Source organism: Streptomyces sp. NPDC028331, from assembly GCF_055565775.1.
On record NZ_JBVHTR010000001.1, the window covers coordinates 78,741 to 94,532 of the forward strand.

The 15,792-nt window shown below is 69.7% G+C and carries 15 protein-coding genes; 10 read left to right on the forward strand and 5 right to left on the reverse strand.

Annotated elements, in window-relative coordinates:
• Positions 1–90: 90 nt before the first annotated feature.
• From ACZ4SW_RS00370 to ACZ4SW_RS00380, 3 genes are all read right to left on the reverse strand, one after another.
• Positions 91–945, reverse strand: coding sequence for a DUF2637 domain-containing protein (locus tag ACZ4SW_RS00370; protein ID WP_468235930.1), 855 nt, complete (start codon positions 943–945; stop codon positions 91–93).
• Between the two features lie 219 nt (positions 946–1,164).
• Positions 1,165–2,415, reverse strand: a complete 1,251-nt coding sequence (locus ACZ4SW_RS00375; protein WP_468235932.1) for a DUF3631 domain-containing protein — start codon at positions 2,413–2,415, stop codon at positions 1,165–1,167.
• Between the two features lie 109 nt (positions 2,416–2,524).
• The gene (locus tag ACZ4SW_RS00380; RefSeq protein WP_468235935.1) at positions 2,525–2,767 is read right to left on the reverse strand and encodes a helix-turn-helix transcriptional regulator; all 243 of its coding nucleotides are present in this window, start codon (positions 2,765–2,767) and stop codon (positions 2,525–2,527) included.
• A 480-nt stretch (positions 2,768–3,247) separates the two neighbouring features.
• On the opposite strand from ACZ4SW_RS00380, the gene ACZ4SW_RS00385 reads away from it, so the two are divergent.
• Together ACZ4SW_RS00385 and ACZ4SW_RS00390 are read left to right on the forward strand one after the other, a co-directional pair.
• Positions 3,248–3,544, forward strand: a complete 297-nt coding sequence (locus ACZ4SW_RS00385; protein ID WP_468235937.1) for a helix-turn-helix domain-containing protein — start codon at positions 3,248–3,250, stop codon at positions 3,542–3,544.
• A 1-nt stretch (position 3,545) separates the two neighbouring features.
• The gene (locus tag ACZ4SW_RS00390; RefSeq protein WP_468236670.1) at positions 3,546–4,859 is read left to right on the forward strand and encodes a tyrosine-type recombinase/integrase; all 1,314 of its coding nucleotides are present in this window, start codon (positions 3,546–3,548) and stop codon (positions 4,857–4,859) included.
• A 67-nt stretch (positions 4,860–4,926) separates the two neighbouring features.
• On the opposite strand, the gene ACZ4SW_RS00395 is transcribed toward ACZ4SW_RS00390, so the two are convergent.
• On the reverse strand, positions 4,927–5,616 hold the full coding sequence (locus ACZ4SW_RS00395) for a hypothetical protein (RefSeq protein ID WP_468235939.1): 690 nt from the start codon (positions 5,614–5,616) through the stop codon (positions 4,927–4,929).
• 139 nt (positions 5,617–5,755) lie between these two features.
• Between ACZ4SW_RS00395 and hemL the strand changes: the two genes are divergently transcribed.
• From hemL to ACZ4SW_RS00435, 8 genes are all read left to right on the forward strand, one after another.
• The gene (gene hemL / locus ACZ4SW_RS00400; protein WP_468236673.1) at positions 5,756–7,075 is read left to right on the forward strand and encodes a glutamate-1-semialdehyde 2,1-aminomutase; all 1,320 of its coding nucleotides are present in this window, start codon (positions 5,756–5,758) and stop codon (positions 7,073–7,075) included.
• On the forward strand, positions 7,072–7,761 hold the full coding sequence (locus ACZ4SW_RS00405) for a histidine phosphatase family protein (protein ID WP_468235942.1): 690 nt from the start codon (positions 7,072–7,074) through the stop codon (positions 7,759–7,761). Before hemL ends, ACZ4SW_RS00405 begins: the two co-directional genes overlap by 4 nt.
• Before the next feature lie 197 nt (positions 7,762–7,958).
• A complete protein-coding gene (locus tag ACZ4SW_RS00410) occupies positions 7,959–9,278 on the forward strand; it encodes a polysaccharide deacetylase family protein (protein ID WP_468235944.1) in 1,320 nt (439 codons plus the stop codon).
• 66 nt (positions 9,279–9,344) lie between these two features.
• Positions 9,345–9,980, forward strand: a complete 636-nt coding sequence (locus tag ACZ4SW_RS00415) for a TlpA family protein disulfide reductase (protein ID WP_468235946.1) — start codon at positions 9,345–9,347, stop codon at positions 9,978–9,980.
• Position 9,981: 1 nt separating this feature from the next.
• Positions 9,982–10,752 carry a cytochrome c biogenesis CcdA family protein gene (locus ACZ4SW_RS00420; RefSeq protein WP_468235949.1) on the forward strand — a complete coding sequence of 257 codons (771 nt, stop codon included), beginning with the start codon at positions 9,982–9,984 and terminating at the stop codon, positions 10,750–10,752.
• A 3-nt stretch (positions 10,753–10,755) separates the two neighbouring features.
• A complete protein-coding gene (gene resB / locus ACZ4SW_RS00425) occupies positions 10,756–12,585 on the forward strand; it encodes a cytochrome c biogenesis protein ResB (protein ID WP_468235951.1) in 1,830 nt (609 codons plus the stop codon).
• Complete coding sequence (gene ccsB / locus ACZ4SW_RS00430; protein ID WP_468235953.1) at positions 12,582–13,664, forward strand: c-type cytochrome biogenesis protein CcsB; 1,083 nt, start codon at positions 12,582–12,584, stop codon at positions 13,662–13,664. The genes resB and ccsB overlap by 4 nt, the downstream gene beginning before the upstream one ends.
• A gap of 119 nt (positions 13,665–13,783) precedes the next feature.
• Positions 13,784–14,182 carry an SRPBCC domain-containing protein gene (locus ACZ4SW_RS00435; protein ID WP_468235956.1) on the forward strand — a complete coding sequence of 133 codons (399 nt, stop codon included), beginning with the start codon at positions 13,784–13,786 and terminating at the stop codon, positions 14,180–14,182.
• Between the two features lie 12 nt (positions 14,183–14,194).
• Here the strand turns inward: ACZ4SW_RS00435 and ACZ4SW_RS00440 are convergent, their stop codons facing one another.
• Positions 14,195–15,739, reverse strand: a complete 1,545-nt coding sequence (locus ACZ4SW_RS00440; RefSeq protein WP_468236676.1) for a hypothetical protein — start codon at positions 15,737–15,739, stop codon at positions 14,195–14,197.
• Between the last annotated feature and the right edge of the window lie 53 nt (positions 15,740–15,792).

Sequence of the window (15,792 nt, forward strand, 5' to 3'; positions counted from 1 at the left end):
TCATGGCTCCAAGGCCGCTCGTCCCGCGGCGGGCTGTGCGGGGGCGAGCGGGAGGAGTCGAGCGCGAGGGGGACGGATGTGTCTGCGGACTCAGTGGGCGCCGACGGGTTCCTTGTCGGGCTCGTGCTGCCGCCGGCGGGCGGCCTGGTCGAGTTCGGCCTGCAGGTGATCCTTGATCTGGGTCAGGCGGTCCTTGCCGATGCGGTACCCAGCGGCGCGGATGGCCGCCTCGATGTTGCGGCGTGAGGCGCGGTCCCCGCGTCCCAGTGGTGCGGTGCGGGCGATAGCGAGCAGCTCGTCGAAGGTGGCGTCGTGTTCGTGGCTGCCTTCTTTGGTGAGCGGCTTCGGGGCCTGGGGCACCTTGACTGCTGCCTCCGCTACGTTCGCGCGCTCGGCCACATCGGGCGAGCACCGCACCTTCTTCGGCAGTGGGGTCTCATCGTCCGAAGGGGCAGGCGGCTCGGCACTGTGTCTGCCGTTGTGGCTGTGGCCGACCGTTTGGCTCGTTGTGGCGGCAGCCTCTTGGGCGCGGGGTGTGGGGTGGCGTCGGATGACGAGGTCGAGGTGGACGGCGCCGGCGAGCGCGAGAGGGGCGATGGCGGACAGGGCGCCGACGGTGATGTCGTCCAGATGCAGTCCGGCGGTGCGGGCCTGCTGGTTGAGGCGGATGGCGTGCAGGGCGTTGGCCCAGATGCTCGTGACCGTGGCGAGCCCGACGAGTGCCCAGACGTACAGGCGTGAGCGCCAGGGTGCGGTACGCAGGATGAGCAGTGCGGCGACGCCGATGGCGATGAACCCGTCGATCACCAACGGGAAGGCGTATGTGAGGACTCCGCGGACGTGGATGGCGACGGCCATCTGCCGCAGGGCGTCGTAGGACAGGGCGAAGCCGATCGTGCCGACCAGGGCGACCCCGAGGCGGATCGCGGCAGTCAGTGCAGGCACAGGGGCTTGGGTGGTGCGTGAGGGCAAGCGTTGCTCCAGGGGGAGACGGCTGCCATAGCCACAGGGCAGGGCTGCCGGTGGGGAAGGGGGCGGACTCGTCGCACCCGTCGCATGCCTGGTCAGGGCTGGTACGGGAGCCTGGGGCGGTACGGGAGGACCCGTCACAGTTACCGGACCCGTCACGGGGATGACCTGCGGTGCGACGTGTGCGACGGGTGTTTACGGGTGGTCGGTCGCCCTGTGACGCGTGGTCCCATCGCCGCTGGGTGGCTGCTCCTCGGGGCAGTAGCGGGCCCAGGCATCGGTGAACTGTGCACGGGTGAATCCCCGGGCCTGCCGGCCGCCCTCGAAGCGGATGACGGCTGCCTGGATGCCGAAGTCCTTCAGCAGGATTCCCAGGTAGCGCGGGGTCAGACCGGTGTTGCGGTACTCCGCCCATGGCGCCTCCTGGTCCTTCAGCAGCTCCTCCAGCAGGTCCCGCGTGCGTACGGTGTCTGGATCGCCGTAGCACGCGAAGACGCGGCGGATGTCCTTCAGCAGGCGCGTCTTTACGTTGGACTCGTCGTCCTGGCCAACCTCGGACGCGCACATCGCCGCGCATGCTGCCCGTGCTTTCTCCGGCCACGTGCCGCCTGCCAGTTCGGCGACTACCACCAGCGGCTCCCAGGTGTCCGCCGCCCGGTCCTGCACCGGCATCGGCGGTACCAGGTCGGCTGCGGTGTCCATCAGCGGGCGCAGCCAGGCCGTCAGCCGGTCACGCAGGGCGTGCAGGGCGGGGATGTCGCGGCGAGAGCGGAACTGCTCCACCCGCTCACCTGCCTTGCGCCGCTGCATACGGATCACCACAGCCCGGTCCATGACCGTGTCCGGCAGGTCCCCGATGCCGGCGAGCGCGGCCATCGCGAAGGTGGGGAACGCCTGCGGCTTGTGCTCCGGCCCGGAGATCCGCAGGGCGGGCCGGTTGCGCTGGTGGCCGGCGTTGAGGAGGCCACGCAGCTCCTCGTTCTTTTCGGCGGCCTTGATGCTGCCGAAGATGGTGTCGGCCTCGTCCACCAGCAGGGTGGGCGGGTCCTCACCGATGGCGCGGAAGACCACGGCCGGGCTGGTGTTGACCGTGATCAGCGGCTCGCGCACCGTCTCGGTGAGCACGTCTAGCAGGCGGGACTTGCCGCACCGTTTCGCCGGTCCGACCACGGCGAGGCGAGGTGCGTGCTGGAGGGCGGGCTGGATGTGCGTGGCCGCCACCCACAGCGTGACGGCGGTCAGCGCCTCACTGCTGGGCAGGATCACGTACCGCGCGATGGCTTCCCGCAGCTCGTCCAGTAGCTGTGCGCCTTCGCCGGCCTGCCCTGGCTCGTCGTCCTCGGAGATGGAGGCTTTCGCGGTGGCGTCCTGGCCCAGGGCGGCGACGGGCGGCCAGGTGGGTATCGAGGCTGCGCCGGAGGAGGCGGGGGACGTAGATTCGTCCATAGGCGTTCCTTCCCGGTGGGCCGGACAGGCAAGGCCCGGCCCACCGATTCGATCGTTCAAGGGCGATGGGGCGGGGACTCTGCGGCTTCGCTGTCCCGGCAGGGCGGCTTCAGGCCGTGAGGTCGTACGCGGATTGCGCGTTCACCCAGGCGTCGACCTCGGACCAGCGGTAGCGGAGGTGGCGGCCGACCTTGTGCACGTGGGGGCCAATGCCCCGGTACTTCCACTGGTAGAGCGTTTTCACCGGCACCCCGAGGTAGGCGGCGACTTCCGTCGGGGTGGCCAGCGGGCCGCGCCGGGCAGCGTCGGCGGAGGAAGGGGTGTTCGCGCTGCGGAGAGAGGTATTCGGCACAGGGCTCCTTTTCGGTCTTGGACAGCGTGCCTGGACAACACAGCCACACCGCCGGCGAAGAAGTCCAGCGTTGGTTCTAAAACTCTCCACTAATTCCCTCGGTGTGGCTGGGAGGGGGGAATAACCGTAGAGGCGGATCGGCCGTTGACCAAAAAGTTGGCGACTACGTCCTCATCCCTGATCGCCCGCGGCGTCCCGACCGGGCCCGGGGCGTCGGTTGGTGCAGGCCGGAGCCTGGCTGGGCGGGCGATCCAGTGAGCTGACGCAAGCGCTGAGCAGATCATCAGTTACCGGCTCAAAACGCCCAAACTCCACGCGCGACGGCAAGTTAGCACGGCGACTCCCGAAATTACCCGTCCGTGCCTCGTGAATGGACGAGATAAACGCCACGCCACCCCACGGTCACCCTGCAACGACTTCTGTAGAGTTTTAGAGCCAACTCTTGCCATAAAGGTCGGCTGCAAGTTACAGCTACCTGTCATGGCAACTCGACCCGTTGAAATAGGACCCGCCGGCCTCCATGCCGCCCGCGCCATAGAGCGAATACGCATCGTGCGCGGCCTGACCCAGCACCAGCTGGCCGTCCGATGCACCGCGCTGGGCCGCCCAATGTCCAACACAGCCCTCAGCCGCACCGAGCGCGCCCACCGCCGCTGTGACGTCGACGACCTCGTCGCGATCGCCACCGCCCTCGGCGTCTCGCCCGCAGTCCTGCTGCCACTGGAGACCTCTCCGCTCCAGACCCGGGAGCGCATCCGGGGGGTCCTTCTTGGCTGACGTGTACGACCGCTGGCACAAGTCCCACCCCAAGCCCACCGAGGCCGAATGCGGCGAACACAAGAGCCGTACGCGGCAGATGGTCCCCACCGTCGATCACGGCGTCGGCAAGCGGTGGCAGGTCCGCTACCGCGATCTGGACGGCCGCCAGCGCAAGGAAAACTTCGACACCAAGGCCGAGGCGGACAACCGGGCCGCCGAGGTCGACGTCGAGATCCGGCGCGGCTCCTACGTCGTACCAGCCGAGACGAAGCAGACGCTCGGTGCCTACGCGCAGAAGTGGCTGGACACGAACTCCGTCGGTCCGACGACAGCCCTCCGCTACGAGGCGACGGTCCGCAACCACATCGTCGAGCACCTCGGGCGACGCGAGCTGCGTTCCCTCAACCAGCCCTCGGTCATCCAGGGCTGGATCCGCACGCTCCAGGACGCCCGCCTGGAGGTGTCGACGATCGAGGGCATCTTCGACATCCTCTCCAGCATCCTCGGCGCGGCCGTGGAGGATGGGCTGCTGCCGAAGAACCCCTGCAAGGCGAAGTCGGTCAAGCTGCCGACCGCGACCAAGAAGAAGATCATCCCTTGGCCGCTGGAGCGCGTCCGGGCAGTCCTCGCTGGCCTGCCCAAGCGCTTCCAGGCCGGCGGCAAGCTCGCCTTCGGCTGCGGGCTGCGTCAGGGCGAGGTGTTCGGCTTCGCCGTCGAGGACATCGACTTCAAGGGCGGCTGGATCCACGTCAACCGCCAAGTGCGGCTCGTCGGCACGAAGCCCGTCTTCGCCCTGCCCAAGGGGAACAAGATCCGATCCGTGCCTCTACCGGCCCAGCTTGCCGCGGCCCTCAAGGCCCACATGAAGGAGTTTCCGCCGGGCGAAGTGACCCTGCCATGGGCCAGGCCGGACGGCGAGCCGAAGACCTTCCGTCTCCTCTTCATCGACCAGAAGGGGCGGGCCTACAACCGCAGCGTCTTCAACATGGGGGACTGGAAGCGCGCCCTGGCCGCCGCCGGCGTGATCCCTCCCCGCGAGCGCGGCGCGAGGTACCTCCAGGCGGCTCCCGAAGACGGGATGCACGCCCTCCGGCACGCCTACGCCTCCGTGCTCCTGGACGCGGGGGAGAGCATCAAGGCGCTCTCCGAGTACCTCGGCCACTCGGACCCGGGCTTCACGCTGCGGACGTACACGCACCTGCTGCCGTCCAGCGAGACCCGCACCCGCAAGGCGATAGACGACGCCTTCACCGAAGCCCCGGCAGCAGAGGCTCAGGGCACATCAGTGCCCCCAGAGAAACCCATGTGCCCTCAATGTGCCCTGGCCGCCTGACGGCCTCCCTCGGGCACTAGCGAGGGTGGGGTCCGAAAACCCCACCCGAACCCTGCGAAACCCCAGCTCACGGCCACACAAGGCAATAAGGCTGATGCCCCGCCTCATGCAGCCGATGGCTGAAGTCCTGCCACTCGTGCAGCAACTGGTACACGTTGAACGCGTCCCGCGGTCCGCCCCGGTCCGGCACCGTCGACCAGATGAAGGCCGCCGCGCCCACCTGCTCCTCGCCGATGCCGCGCAGCGGGTCCACGACCGTCATGGGGAGTTTGACGACCGCGTAGTCGGGGTGCAGGACCACCAGTTCCAGCGGCGGGACCTTGTGCAGCGGGACGCCCTCGATGCCCGTGAGGACCATCGCCGCCATCGTCTCCGGCTTGATCTTGGTGAACATGCCGCCCATGCCGAGCTCGTCGCCGCCCAGCTCCTCGGGTCGCATGGAGATCGGGACGCGGGCCGCCGTGGCGCCGTCCGGCGCGCCGAAGTACTTGTACGTCACCCCCACCCGACCACCATTCCCGCTTCCTGCACCGAATCGATCCCGCCTACGGTTCGCATGGTCCATGCCATCCATACGCGTCAGCCGGTCGATCCGCTCAGGTCCGCCCGGCCCACCGGTTCCACCAGGTCCGTTCTGCGAACCCTGAGTATGACGTGTCTCGCTCGTGTCCTCCGCGTCGCGCCGGTGCCTTCCCCGCCGGGCACGCCGAGGACCCAGGTCATCGGTCCCCTCGCCCAGTCCGCCACCGCGATGCATATCTCCACCCGACTGCTTCTCTAGGACCCGTGGTCCCCGTCGCGCAACCCGATCATCGTGTCAGTGACCTCCCCCGCGGCCGCCCGCCGAAACGTGCGTGCAGCCACCTGTCCGCACGATCTTCGAGGCCTCTGACACCATGGTTAGTGTGAGCTATCCGTACGAAGCCCCAGTTTCGCAGACTCTTTTCGAGCGCGCGGCGGCCGTCACGCCCGGCGGCGTGAACTCTCCGGTGCGCGCCTTCCGCGCCGTGGGCGGTACGCCCCGGTTCATGGTGTCCGGTACCGGTCCTTATCTGACCGATGCCGACGGACGCGAATACGTCGATCTCGTCTGTTCGTGGGGGCCCATGATCCTCGGGCACTCCCACCCGGAGGTCGTCGCCGCCGTCCAGGAGGCCGTCGCCCGCGGTACCTCCTTCGGTACGCCCGGTGAGGGCGAGGTCGCGCTCGCCGAGGAGATCGTCGCCCGGGTCGCGCCCGTCGAGCAGGTCCGGCTCGTCTCCAGCGGCACCGAGGCCACCATGTCCGCCATCCGGCTCGCCCGCGGGTTCACCCAGCGGTCCAAGGTGATCAAGTTCGCCGGTTGTTATCACGGGCATGTCGATGCGCTGCTGGCCGCGGCGGGCAGTGGTGTGGCCACGTTCGCGCTGCCCGACACCCCCGGTGTCACCGGCGCCCAGGCCGGCGACACCATCGTCCTCCCTTACAACGACCTCGACGCCGTCCGCACCGCCTTCGCCGCCCACCCTGGTGAGATCGCCTGCGTGATCACCGAGGCGTCCCCGGGGAACATGGGCGTCGTCCCGCCGCTGCCCGGGTTCAACCAGGGGCTCAAGGACCTCTGCAGGGAGAACGGCGCCCTGTACATCTCCGACGAGGTCATGACCGGGTTCCGCACCAGCAGGGCCGGCTGGTACGGCGTCGACGGGGTCGAGCCCGACCTGATGACGTTCGGCAAGGTCATGGGCGGCGGTTTCCCCGCCGCCGCGTTCGGCGGCCGCAAGGACGTCATGGCGCACCTCGCGCCGGCCGGGCCCGTCTACCAGGCCGGGACCCTCTCCGGGAACCCGGTCGCCACCGCCGCCGGCCTCGCCCAGCTCCGGCTGCTCGACGACGCCGCGTACGACAAGGTCAACGCCGTCTCGGCCGAGATCCGCACGCTCGTCACGGAGGCGCTCGGCAAGGAGGGCGTGGCCCACCAGGTGCAGAACGCCTCGAACATGTTTTCCGTGTTCTTCACCGACCGGCCGGTGCGCAACTACGAGGACGCCAAGGCACAGGAGTCCTTCCGGTTCACGGCGTTCTTCCACTCCCTCCTGTCGCAGGGCGTCTACCTGCCGCCCTCCTCGTTCGAGTCCTGGTTCGTCTCCACCGCGCACGACGAGCGGGCCGTCCAGCGGATCGCCGACGCCCTTCCGGCGGCGGCCCGGGCAGCAGCGGAGGCGACCGCGGCATGAGTGACATCACAGTCGTCCACCTGATGCGGCACGGCGAGGTCGCCAACCCGGACGGGGTCCTGTACGGGAGACTGCCCGGCTACCACCTCTCCGAGCTGGGCCGGCAGATGGCCGAGCGGGTCGCCGAGCACCTGTCCTCCCGGGACATCACCTACGTCGTCTCCTCCCCGCTGGAGCGCGCGCAGGAGACGGCCACCCCGATCGCCAAGGCGCACGGCCTCGACCTCGCGACCGACGAGCGGCTCATCGAGGCCGAGAACGTGTTCCAGGGCAAGACCTTCGGGATCGGGGACGGGGCGCTTCGGCGGCCCGCGAACTGGAAGCACGTCCTCAACCCGTTCAAGCCGTCCTGGGGCGAGCCGTACGTGGAGCAGGTGGTGCGGATGATGGCGGCGCTGAACGCCGCCAAGGACGCCGCGCGCGGGCACGAGGCCGTGTGCGTCAGCCACCAGCTCCCGATCTGGATCGTGCGCAGCTTCGTCGAGCGGCGGCGGCTGTGGCACGACCCGCGCAGGCGCCAGTGCACGCTCGCCTCCCTCACCACGTTCACGTACCAGGGGGACAAGATCGTGTCGGTGGGTTACACCGAGCCGGCCCGCGATCTGGTGCCGCCGCATCTGCGCGCGGGCGCCAAGCCGGCGAAGGGCAAGGCGGGCGCGGGCAACGGCAAGGCGTTCGGGGCCTGAGAGCGGGCCGGGGCCAACGTTCGACGCCCTACGGTTTACGGCCCGGCGTCCCCTTCGTCACAAGACGTATTCAGTCCGGTCATCAGGCCGTATCTTCGTAAAATCCCTTACAGGTATACGGTTTCCACGGAACCTGGCTCTCCATCGCGCCCTCTCACTGTGCGACCACTGAGAGGGCGCTATGAGATGGGGACGGAATGCGGGAGATCAGCCGACGGGGACTGATAGGACTCGGGGCGGGCGCTGCGGCGGCGATGGGACTCGCCGCGTGCGGTAGCCAGCACAACGGTGCGAGTCCGGCCCATGGTTCCGGCAAGGGGGGATCCGACGGCTCCGGCGATCCGAGCAACAGCCCCTCGGCCACCGCGCGTCCGCTGGGTGACGGCTCCACCGCCGACACCGGCAAGCAGCCGCACCAGCCGGACAAGCCGGTGCCGCTGGAGCCGGGCCAGACTCCTCCGCAGTTCGTGGTCTTCTCCTGGGACGGTGCCGGGGAGGTCGGCAACGGCCTCTTCCCGCGCTTCCTGGAACTCGCCAAGGAGCACGGCGCGCACATGACGTTCTTCCTCTCCGGGCTCTACCTGCTGCCGGAGTCGAAGAAGCGCAAGTACCTGCCGCCGAACAACGCGCCGGGCGCCTCCGACATCGGCTACCTCAGCGACGACCACATCAAGGCCACGCTGACGAACGTCCGCAGGGCCTGGCTCGAAGGCCACGAGATAGGCACCCACTTCAACGGCCACTTCTGTGGCGAGGCTCACGGCTCGGTCAAGTGGTGGACGCCCAAGCAGTGGCGCAGCGAGATCGACCAGGCCAAGGCCTTCGTCAAGGAGTGGAAGACCAACACCGGCTGGCACGACCTGCCGCCCCTGCCCTTCGACTACGAGAAGGAGCTGGTCGGCGGCCGTACGCCGTGTCTGCTGGGCCAGGACAACCTGCTGCCCACCGCCCGTGAGCTGGGCTGGCGCTACGACGCCTCCTCGCCCGGCGGCAACCAGGTGTGGCCGACGAAGCGGCACGGGCTCTGGGACTACCCGCTCCAGGCGATTCCGTTCCCGGGCCACAGCTTCCAGGTGCTGTCGATGGACTACAACATCATGGCCAACCAGTCCGGAAACTCCACGAAGGCGCCCGCGTACAACTACCCGGGCTGGCGCCAGCAGGCAGCCCAGGCGTACATATCGGGCTTCAAGCGGGCGTATGAGACGAATCGGGCGCCGTTCTTCATAGGCAACCACTTCGAGCACTGGAACGGCGGCATCTACATGGACGCCGTCGAAGACGCGTTCAAGCACATCGCACGCGAGAAGGAGAAGGGCGCCGACGTCCGGCTCGTCTCCTTCCGGCAGTTCACCGACTGGATCGACGTCCAGAGGCCCGAGGTGCTGGCCAAGCTGCGCACGCTCGGCGTCGGCCAGGCGCCGGCCGGTGGCTGGAAGACGTTCCTCTCCGAGACCTCCGGCACCGGCAAGGGCACCGGCAAGACCACCTCGGGCAGCTCCTCGAACCCTGCCTGAAATGCGGGTTTCGGCCCACAAGGGGGGTGCGCAAGATCCCCGGAACGGACATGCGAAACTTTTCACATGAGTGCCGCCTGCCGCGCCCCCCAGCGCCTGAACCGCACCCGTAGCCGCAGCCGCCGACGCGCCGTCCTGGCCACCGCCGGGGCCGCCGTCGCGGCGCTCGTCCTGTCCGCCTGCGGGTCGGGCGGCACCTCGGGGGGCTCCGGCAACACCAACTTCGTCATGGGCAAGGACGGCATCGCGACCGTCAAGAAGGGCGAGCGGGCCGACGCCCCCGACCTGTCCGGCACCACCGTCGACGGCAAGCACCTCGACGTCGCCGACTACAAGGGCAAGGTCGTCGTCATCAACGTCTGGGGCTCCTGGTGCCCGCCCTGCCGCGCCGAGGCGCCCAACTTCGTCCAGGTCGCCAAGGAGACCGCGAGCAAGGGCGTCCAGTTCGTCGGCATCAACACCCGCGACACCAGCACCGGCCCGGCCCGCGCCTTCGAGCAGCAGTACGGGGTGACGTACCCGAGCCTGTACGACCCGACCGGCAAGCTGATGCTCCGCTTCAAGAAGGGCACGCTCAACCCGCAGGCGATCCCGTCCACGCTGGTCATCGACCGGGACGGGAAGATCGCCGCGCGCACGCTGCAGGCCCTCACCGAGGACAAACTGCGCGAGATGCTCGACCCGGTCGTCGCGGAGAAGTGACGTGACGGACGTCTCCACACTCGCCGCCGAGGGCTACAACGGCACGGTGCTCAACGGAGCCCTGCTGGTCGCCCTCCCCGTCGCCCTGCTCGGCGGGCTCGTCTCCTTCTTCTCCCCGTGCGTCCTGCCGCTCGTCCCCGGCTACCTGTCGTACGTGACCGGCGTCACCGGCACCGACCTCGCCGAGGCCCGGCGCGGGCGGATGGTCGCGGGCGCCTCCCTGTTCGTGCTCGGCTTCACCGCCGTCTTCGTCTCCAGCGGGGCGCTGTTCGGGTTCTTCGGCTCGACGCTGCAGGAACACAAGGGCGTCCTGTCCAAAGTGCTGGGCGTCTTCATGATCCTCATGGGGCTCTTCTTCATGGGGGCGATGCCCTGGTTCACGCAGCGGGAGTTCCGCCTCCACAGGCGGCCCGTGGCCGGACTGGTCAGCGCTCCCGTGCTGGGCGCGCTGTTCGGCATCGGCTGGACCCCGTGCATCGGCCCGACCCTGTCCTCGGTGCTGATGCTCTCCTCCGACCAGGGCAGCGCAGGCCGCGGCGCCCTCCTCACCGTCGCCTACTGCCTCGGTCTCGGCGTGCCCTTCGTGCTCGCCGCCGTGGCCTTCCGCAAGGCGCTCGGCGCGTTCGGCTGGGTCAAGCGGCACTACCAGTGGGTGATGCGCATCGGGGGCGGCATGATGATCGCGACCGGGCTGCTGCTGCTCACCGGCGCCTGGGACGGCATCGTGCAGCAGATGCAGAGCTGGTCCGACGGCTTCACCGTGGGGGTCTGATCCATGAGCGACACACGGAGCACCGACGTGCACAGTGAAGAGACCCCCGAGATCCTGGCGCAGGGCGGTGAACCCGACCTCGGCGAGGCCGGCTCCCAACTGTCCACCGCCCCCGTCGAGACGGCCATGCCCGGCTCCTTCGGCGGCTCCCGCGCCCCCGGCGCCCGGGGCTGGATCACCTGGACCGCGCGGGAGACCATCGGCTGGACCCGCTGGTTCTGGCGGCAGCTCACCTCCATGCGGGTCGCGCTGATCCTGCTGTTCCTGCTGTCGCTCGCCGCGGTCCCCGGCTCGCTGATCCCGCAGACCGGCCAGAACGCGCTGAAGGTCCAGGACTTCAAGACCTCGCACAAGACGCTCGGCGAGATCTACGACAAGCTCGGCCTGTTCCACGTCTACAGCTCGGTGTGGTTCTCCGCGATCTACATCCTGCTGTTCATCTCGCTCATCGGCTGCATCATCCCGCGCACCTGGCAGTTCGTCGGCCAGCTCAGGGGCCGTCCCCCGGCCGCTCCCAAACGGCTCACCCGGCTGCCCGCGTACGCGACCTGGCGCACCGACGCCGACCCCGAGCAGGTCCGCGAGGCCGCGCTCGCGGTGCTGGGGCGCCGCCGCTTCCGCGCGCATGTCGCCGGGGACGCGGTGGCCGCCGAGAAGGGCTACCTGCGCGAGGCCGGCAACCTGGTCTTCCACATCGCGCTGGTCGTGCTGCTGGTCGCCTTCGCCTGGGGCCAGCTCTACAAGACCGAGGGCAACAAGCTGATCGTCGAGGGCGGCGGATTCTCCAACACCCTCACCCAGTACGACGACTTCAAGTCCGGCAACCTCTTCACCGACGACAACCTGGTGCCGTTCAGCTTCACCCTGAACAAGTTCACCGGCACCTATGAGCGCAGCGGCCCCAACAAGGGCACCCCGCGCACCTTCCAGGCCGACATCACCTACAGCCTGGGCGCCTACGGCAAGGACAAGAAGACCACCATCAAGGTCAACGAGCCGTTGTCGATCGGAGACGCCAAGGTCTACCTGGTCAGCCACGGCTACGCGCCCGTCGTCACCGTCCGCGACGGCAAGGGGAACGTCGTCTTCCATGACGCCGTGCCGCTGCTGCCGATCGACTCCAACGAGACCTCGCAGGGCGCCGTCAAGGTCCTCGACGGCTACAGGAACGCCCAGGGCCAGACCGAGCAGCTCGGCTTCCCCGCGTTCTTCGTGCCGACCTTCGCGGGCGCCGGCCAGGGCACGATGTTCTCCCAGTTCCCGGCGCTCGACTACCCGGTGCTCGCGCTGTCCGCGTACCACGGCGACCTGGGCGTCAACGCGGGCATCCCGCAGAACGTGTACCAGCTCGACACCAAGGCCCGGGGGCTGAAGCCGTACAAGGACGCCAAGGGCGACATCGTCAAGGCCCGGCTGCTGCCCGGCGAGACCATGAAGCTGCCCGGCGGCAACGGCTCGATCACCTTCGACAAGCAGATCAAGCAGTGGGCCGGCTTCCAGGTGGTGCAGCAGCCCGGCACCACCTGGGCGCTCGGCGGCGCGGTCGCCGCGATCTTCGGCCTGGCCGCCTCGCTGTTCATCCAGCGCCGCCGCGTGTGGGTGCGCGCGACGACCGGCGCCGACGGCGTCACCGTCGTGGAGATGGCGGGCCTCGGCCGCAGCGAGTCCGCGAAGGTGCCCGAGGAACTCGGCGACCTGGCCGCGCTCGTCCACGAGCACGCGCCCACGAAGACCGGCGAGTCCGCCGACGACACGACCCCAGACGCCGACCCCGAACAGGAGCCGGACGCCGCAACCCCCGTACCTGCCGCTGAAGGGGCTCAGAAAAAGTGACCCTCGCCACCGCCACCAACGAACACCTCGCGAACCTCAGCAACGTGCTGATCTACTCCGCGATGGCCGTCTACACCCTGGCCTTCTTCGCGTACATCGCCGAATGGCTCTTCGGCAGCCGCAGCAAGGTCGCGCGCACGGCCGCCGCGCTCACCGCCGACGCCGGGCGGAAGGCCGCAGCCCCCGCGGTCACGGTCAACAAGGCCGGCGGCACCGCGGTCCTGGAGCGGCCCAAGGTCGTCACCCGGGCCGCGGCCGGCGCCCGTGACGTGCCGGACGGTCCCGGCGCCCACGGCGGCGACGAGCAGGGCGACCTCTACGGCCGTATCGCCGTCTCCCTCACCGTGCTCGCCTTCCTCGTCGAGTTCGTCGGCGTGATCGCCCGCGCGGCCTCCGTGCAGCGGGCGCCGTGGGGCAACATGTACGAGTTCAACATCACCTTCTCGACGGTCGCCGTCGGCGTGTACCTCACGCTGCTGGCGCTGAAGAAGAACGTGCGGTGGCTCGGCCTCTTCCTCACCACCACCGTCCTGCTCGACCTGGGCCTCGCGGTCACCGTCCTCTACACGGCGAGCGACCAGCTCGTCCCGGCCCTGCACTCGTACTGGCTGTACATCCACGTCTCCACCGCGATCGTCTGCGGCGCGGTCTTCTACGTCGGCGCGGTCGGCACGCTCCTGTACCTGTTCAAGGACTCCTACGAGAGCAAGCTCGCGAGCGGCGGCAAGCCCGGCACCTTCGCCACCTCCGTCCTGGAACGGCTGCCCTCCTCCGCGACCCTCGACAAGTTCTCCTACCGCGTGAACGCCGCCGTCTTCCCGCTGTGGACGTTCACGATCATCGCGGGCGCCATCTGGGCGGAGTCGGCCTGGGGCCGCTACTGGGGCTGGGACCCCAAGGAGACCTGGGCGTTCATCACCTGGGTCGCCTACGCCTGCTACCTGCACGCCCGCTCCACGGCCGGCTGGAAGGGCCGCAAGGCGGCGTACATCGCGCTCATCGCCTTCGGCTGCTGGCTGTTCAACTACTACGGCGTGAACATCTTCGTCGGCGGCAAGCACTCCTACGCGGGCGTCTGAGTCCCCTGCGGCGAAGGCCGGTTCCCCTGACACGGATCACGGGAACCGGCCTTCGCGGTCCACGCGGGCGGGCTCCCGCAACGCGTGCGGAACATCCCCGGGCGGGCCACGCTGGTGTCATGACCGATCCCATCGAAGAGGGCACCGCGGAGCACCGGGGGGACACGTACGTACGGCACTACCTGCTGCGTCTGCCCCGCCCCGTGGAGGAGGTCTGGCCGGTGCTGGCCTCCGCCGCGGGCCTTGCGGAGTGGCTCGCCCCGGCGGATCCGTTCGAACCACGGCTCGGCGGGGCCGTGGGTCTGCGGCTCCCGGACGGCCCGGCCGAGGGCCGGATCACGGCGTGGGACGTGGAACGGGTCGCCGAGTACACGGTGCGGGGCCGGGGCCGTATCCGCTTCCACCTGGAGCCGGGCCGTCCGACGGGGACGACGGTCCGGTTCACGCACGAGAGCGGCGAGGACAGGGACCCCGGCTGGCGGGAACGGTTCGAACGCCTGCTGGGGTCCCTGTCCTGATGCCGGCAGGGCTCAGGCGGGCGGCAGGCACTCCTTGGCCGGTGGGCGGCCCTCCGGCCAGGCGATCCGTACGAACCGCGCGCCCCCGGACGGGGTGAGTTCCACGATCGGCACGGCCTTGTCGTACGGGTTGCCGTGCACGTCGAGGCAGATCCATCCGCTCGCCCCGTCCACCCGGTGCGAGCCCTTCATGAACGCCCACTCGTTCACCACGTCCGTCAGCGCCGGACCCGAGTCGCCGGTCGGCGTCGCCTCCCGCAGCCCCTGCACCGCGAGCCGCATGGCGTCGTACGCGATGATGAGCTGCCCGTCGGCCAGGTCCACCGGCCCGATGGGACCCACCGGCTGCTTCGCACCGCGCGCGATCAGACCGTCCAGCTCCTGCGCGTCCGCCGCGCTGCCCCCCGTCCGCGCCGTCTCCTTCTTCCACGCGTCGGGATGCGCGAGCGCGGTGTAGCGCACGGACAGGTTCCGCGTGAGGGCCTTCCAGTCGAGCCGCTGGTCCCCGTTGAGGTACGAGCCCTCGTCGCCCGTGAGCACGGTGAGCCGGTGGTCCATGCAGCCGCGCGCGCCGAGCGCGTTGACGAACTGCCGGAGCTGGGTGTGGCGCCCGGCGAACAGGATCGTGTCCGTGGACTTCGGGGTGTCGCACACCAGTTGGGTGATCTGCCGGAACTGGTTCGCGGTCGTGCCCTCCTGCGTGCGGTCCGCGGGTGGTGTGAACGGCTGCGCCTGGTACGGCGACCCGGCCACCAGCTTCTCGAAGGCGCTTTCCAGGGTGCGCGTGTACGGGTCGCCCGGCTTGTCGTACACCAGCAGCGCCCTGCCCCCGGAGACCCGGGCGAAGGAGGCGAGCGCGCGGGCCGAGTCGCTGTTGGTGGGGGCGACACGGGCGAGCCCGGGGTAGGGGTCCTTGCCGTCGGCCCCGTTGGCGAGGCTGTCCGCGGTGATGGAGGAGCCGACGACCGGGATGCCGCGATGGGTCAGCTCCTTGACGGCGGCCCGGTTGTTGTCGGTGCTCAGCCCTATCCCGGTCACCGCCCGCAGCCGGTCGGCGCCCTCGGTCATCTGCGTCAGCCGGTCGACCACCCGCGGCCAGTAGGTGCCGTCCCGGCCGGTGTTGGCGAGCACCAGCCGGATCTGAGGGGTCTCGCCGGTGGCGTCGTGGTTGGCCCGGTACTGGGCGAGGTAGGCACCCTGGAGCTCGTGCAGCGTGTCGTCGACACTGTCCGGGTCCCTCGCGGTGAACGGCTCGAAGAGCGCGACGGTGACATAACCGCCCGGCTTCAGGCGGTCGTTCTCCCGGTACACCGCCCGCACCACGTCGGTGAACCGCGGCTGCCCGAAGTCGTACGCCGTGCTCGACACGCCCACGCAGTCGTCGCCGTCGCCGAGGCGGGCCACGCCCGGGGCGCAGGAGGGCTGCCGGCCGACGTAGGCGACGACGGCCCACGCGGCGCCGGCCACCAGCACGGCGGCGAGCAGCAGCGCCGTGTACCGGCGGAAACGGATCTCCCAGACGTCCTCGCGCAGCCAGGTCCACCAGCGTGCCGCCATCATCGCCCCCCGCTCTCGTACGGTCCGCACGGACCGCCCCGACCGCCCTGATC

What these genes read in the sequence shown, in the direction of transcription:
- ACZ4SW_RS00440 (WP_468236676.1), bottom strand. Translation starts at nt 15,739, where the DNA reads ATGGCGGCACGCTGGTGGACCTGGCTGCGCGAGGACGTCTGGGAGATC.
- ACZ4SW_RS00415 (WP_468235946.1), top strand. Translation starts at nt 9,345, where the DNA reads ATGAGTGCCGCCTGCCGCGCCCCCCAGCGCCTGAACCGCACCCGTAGC.
- ACZ4SW_RS00375 (WP_468235932.1), bottom strand. Translation starts at nt 2,415, where the DNA reads ATGGACGAATCTACGTCCCCCGCCTCCTCCGGCGCAGCCTCGATACCC.
- hemL (WP_468236673.1), top strand. Translation starts at nt 5,756, where the DNA reads ATGGTTAGTGTGAGCTATCCGTACGAAGCCCCAGTTTCGCAGACTCTT.
- ACZ4SW_RS00395 (WP_468235939.1), bottom strand. Translation starts at nt 5,616, where the DNA reads ATGCATCGCGGTGGCGGACTGGGCGAGGGGACCGATGACCTGGGTCCT.
- ACZ4SW_RS00435 (WP_468235956.1), top strand. Translation starts at nt 13,784, where the DNA reads ATGACCGATCCCATCGAAGAGGGCACCGCGGAGCACCGGGGGGACACG.
- ACZ4SW_RS00405 (WP_468235942.1), top strand. Translation starts at nt 7,072, where the DNA reads ATGAGTGACATCACAGTCGTCCACCTGATGCGGCACGGCGAGGTCGCC.
- ACZ4SW_RS00410 (WP_468235944.1), top strand. Translation starts at nt 7,959, where the DNA reads ATGCGGGAGATCAGCCGACGGGGACTGATAGGACTCGGGGCGGGCGCT.
- resB (WP_468235951.1), top strand. Translation starts at nt 10,756, where the DNA reads ATGAGCGACACACGGAGCACCGACGTGCACAGTGAAGAGACCCCCGAG.
- ACZ4SW_RS00385 (WP_468235937.1), top strand. Translation starts at nt 3,248, where the DNA reads ATGGCAACTCGACCCGTTGAAATAGGACCCGCCGGCCTCCATGCCGCC.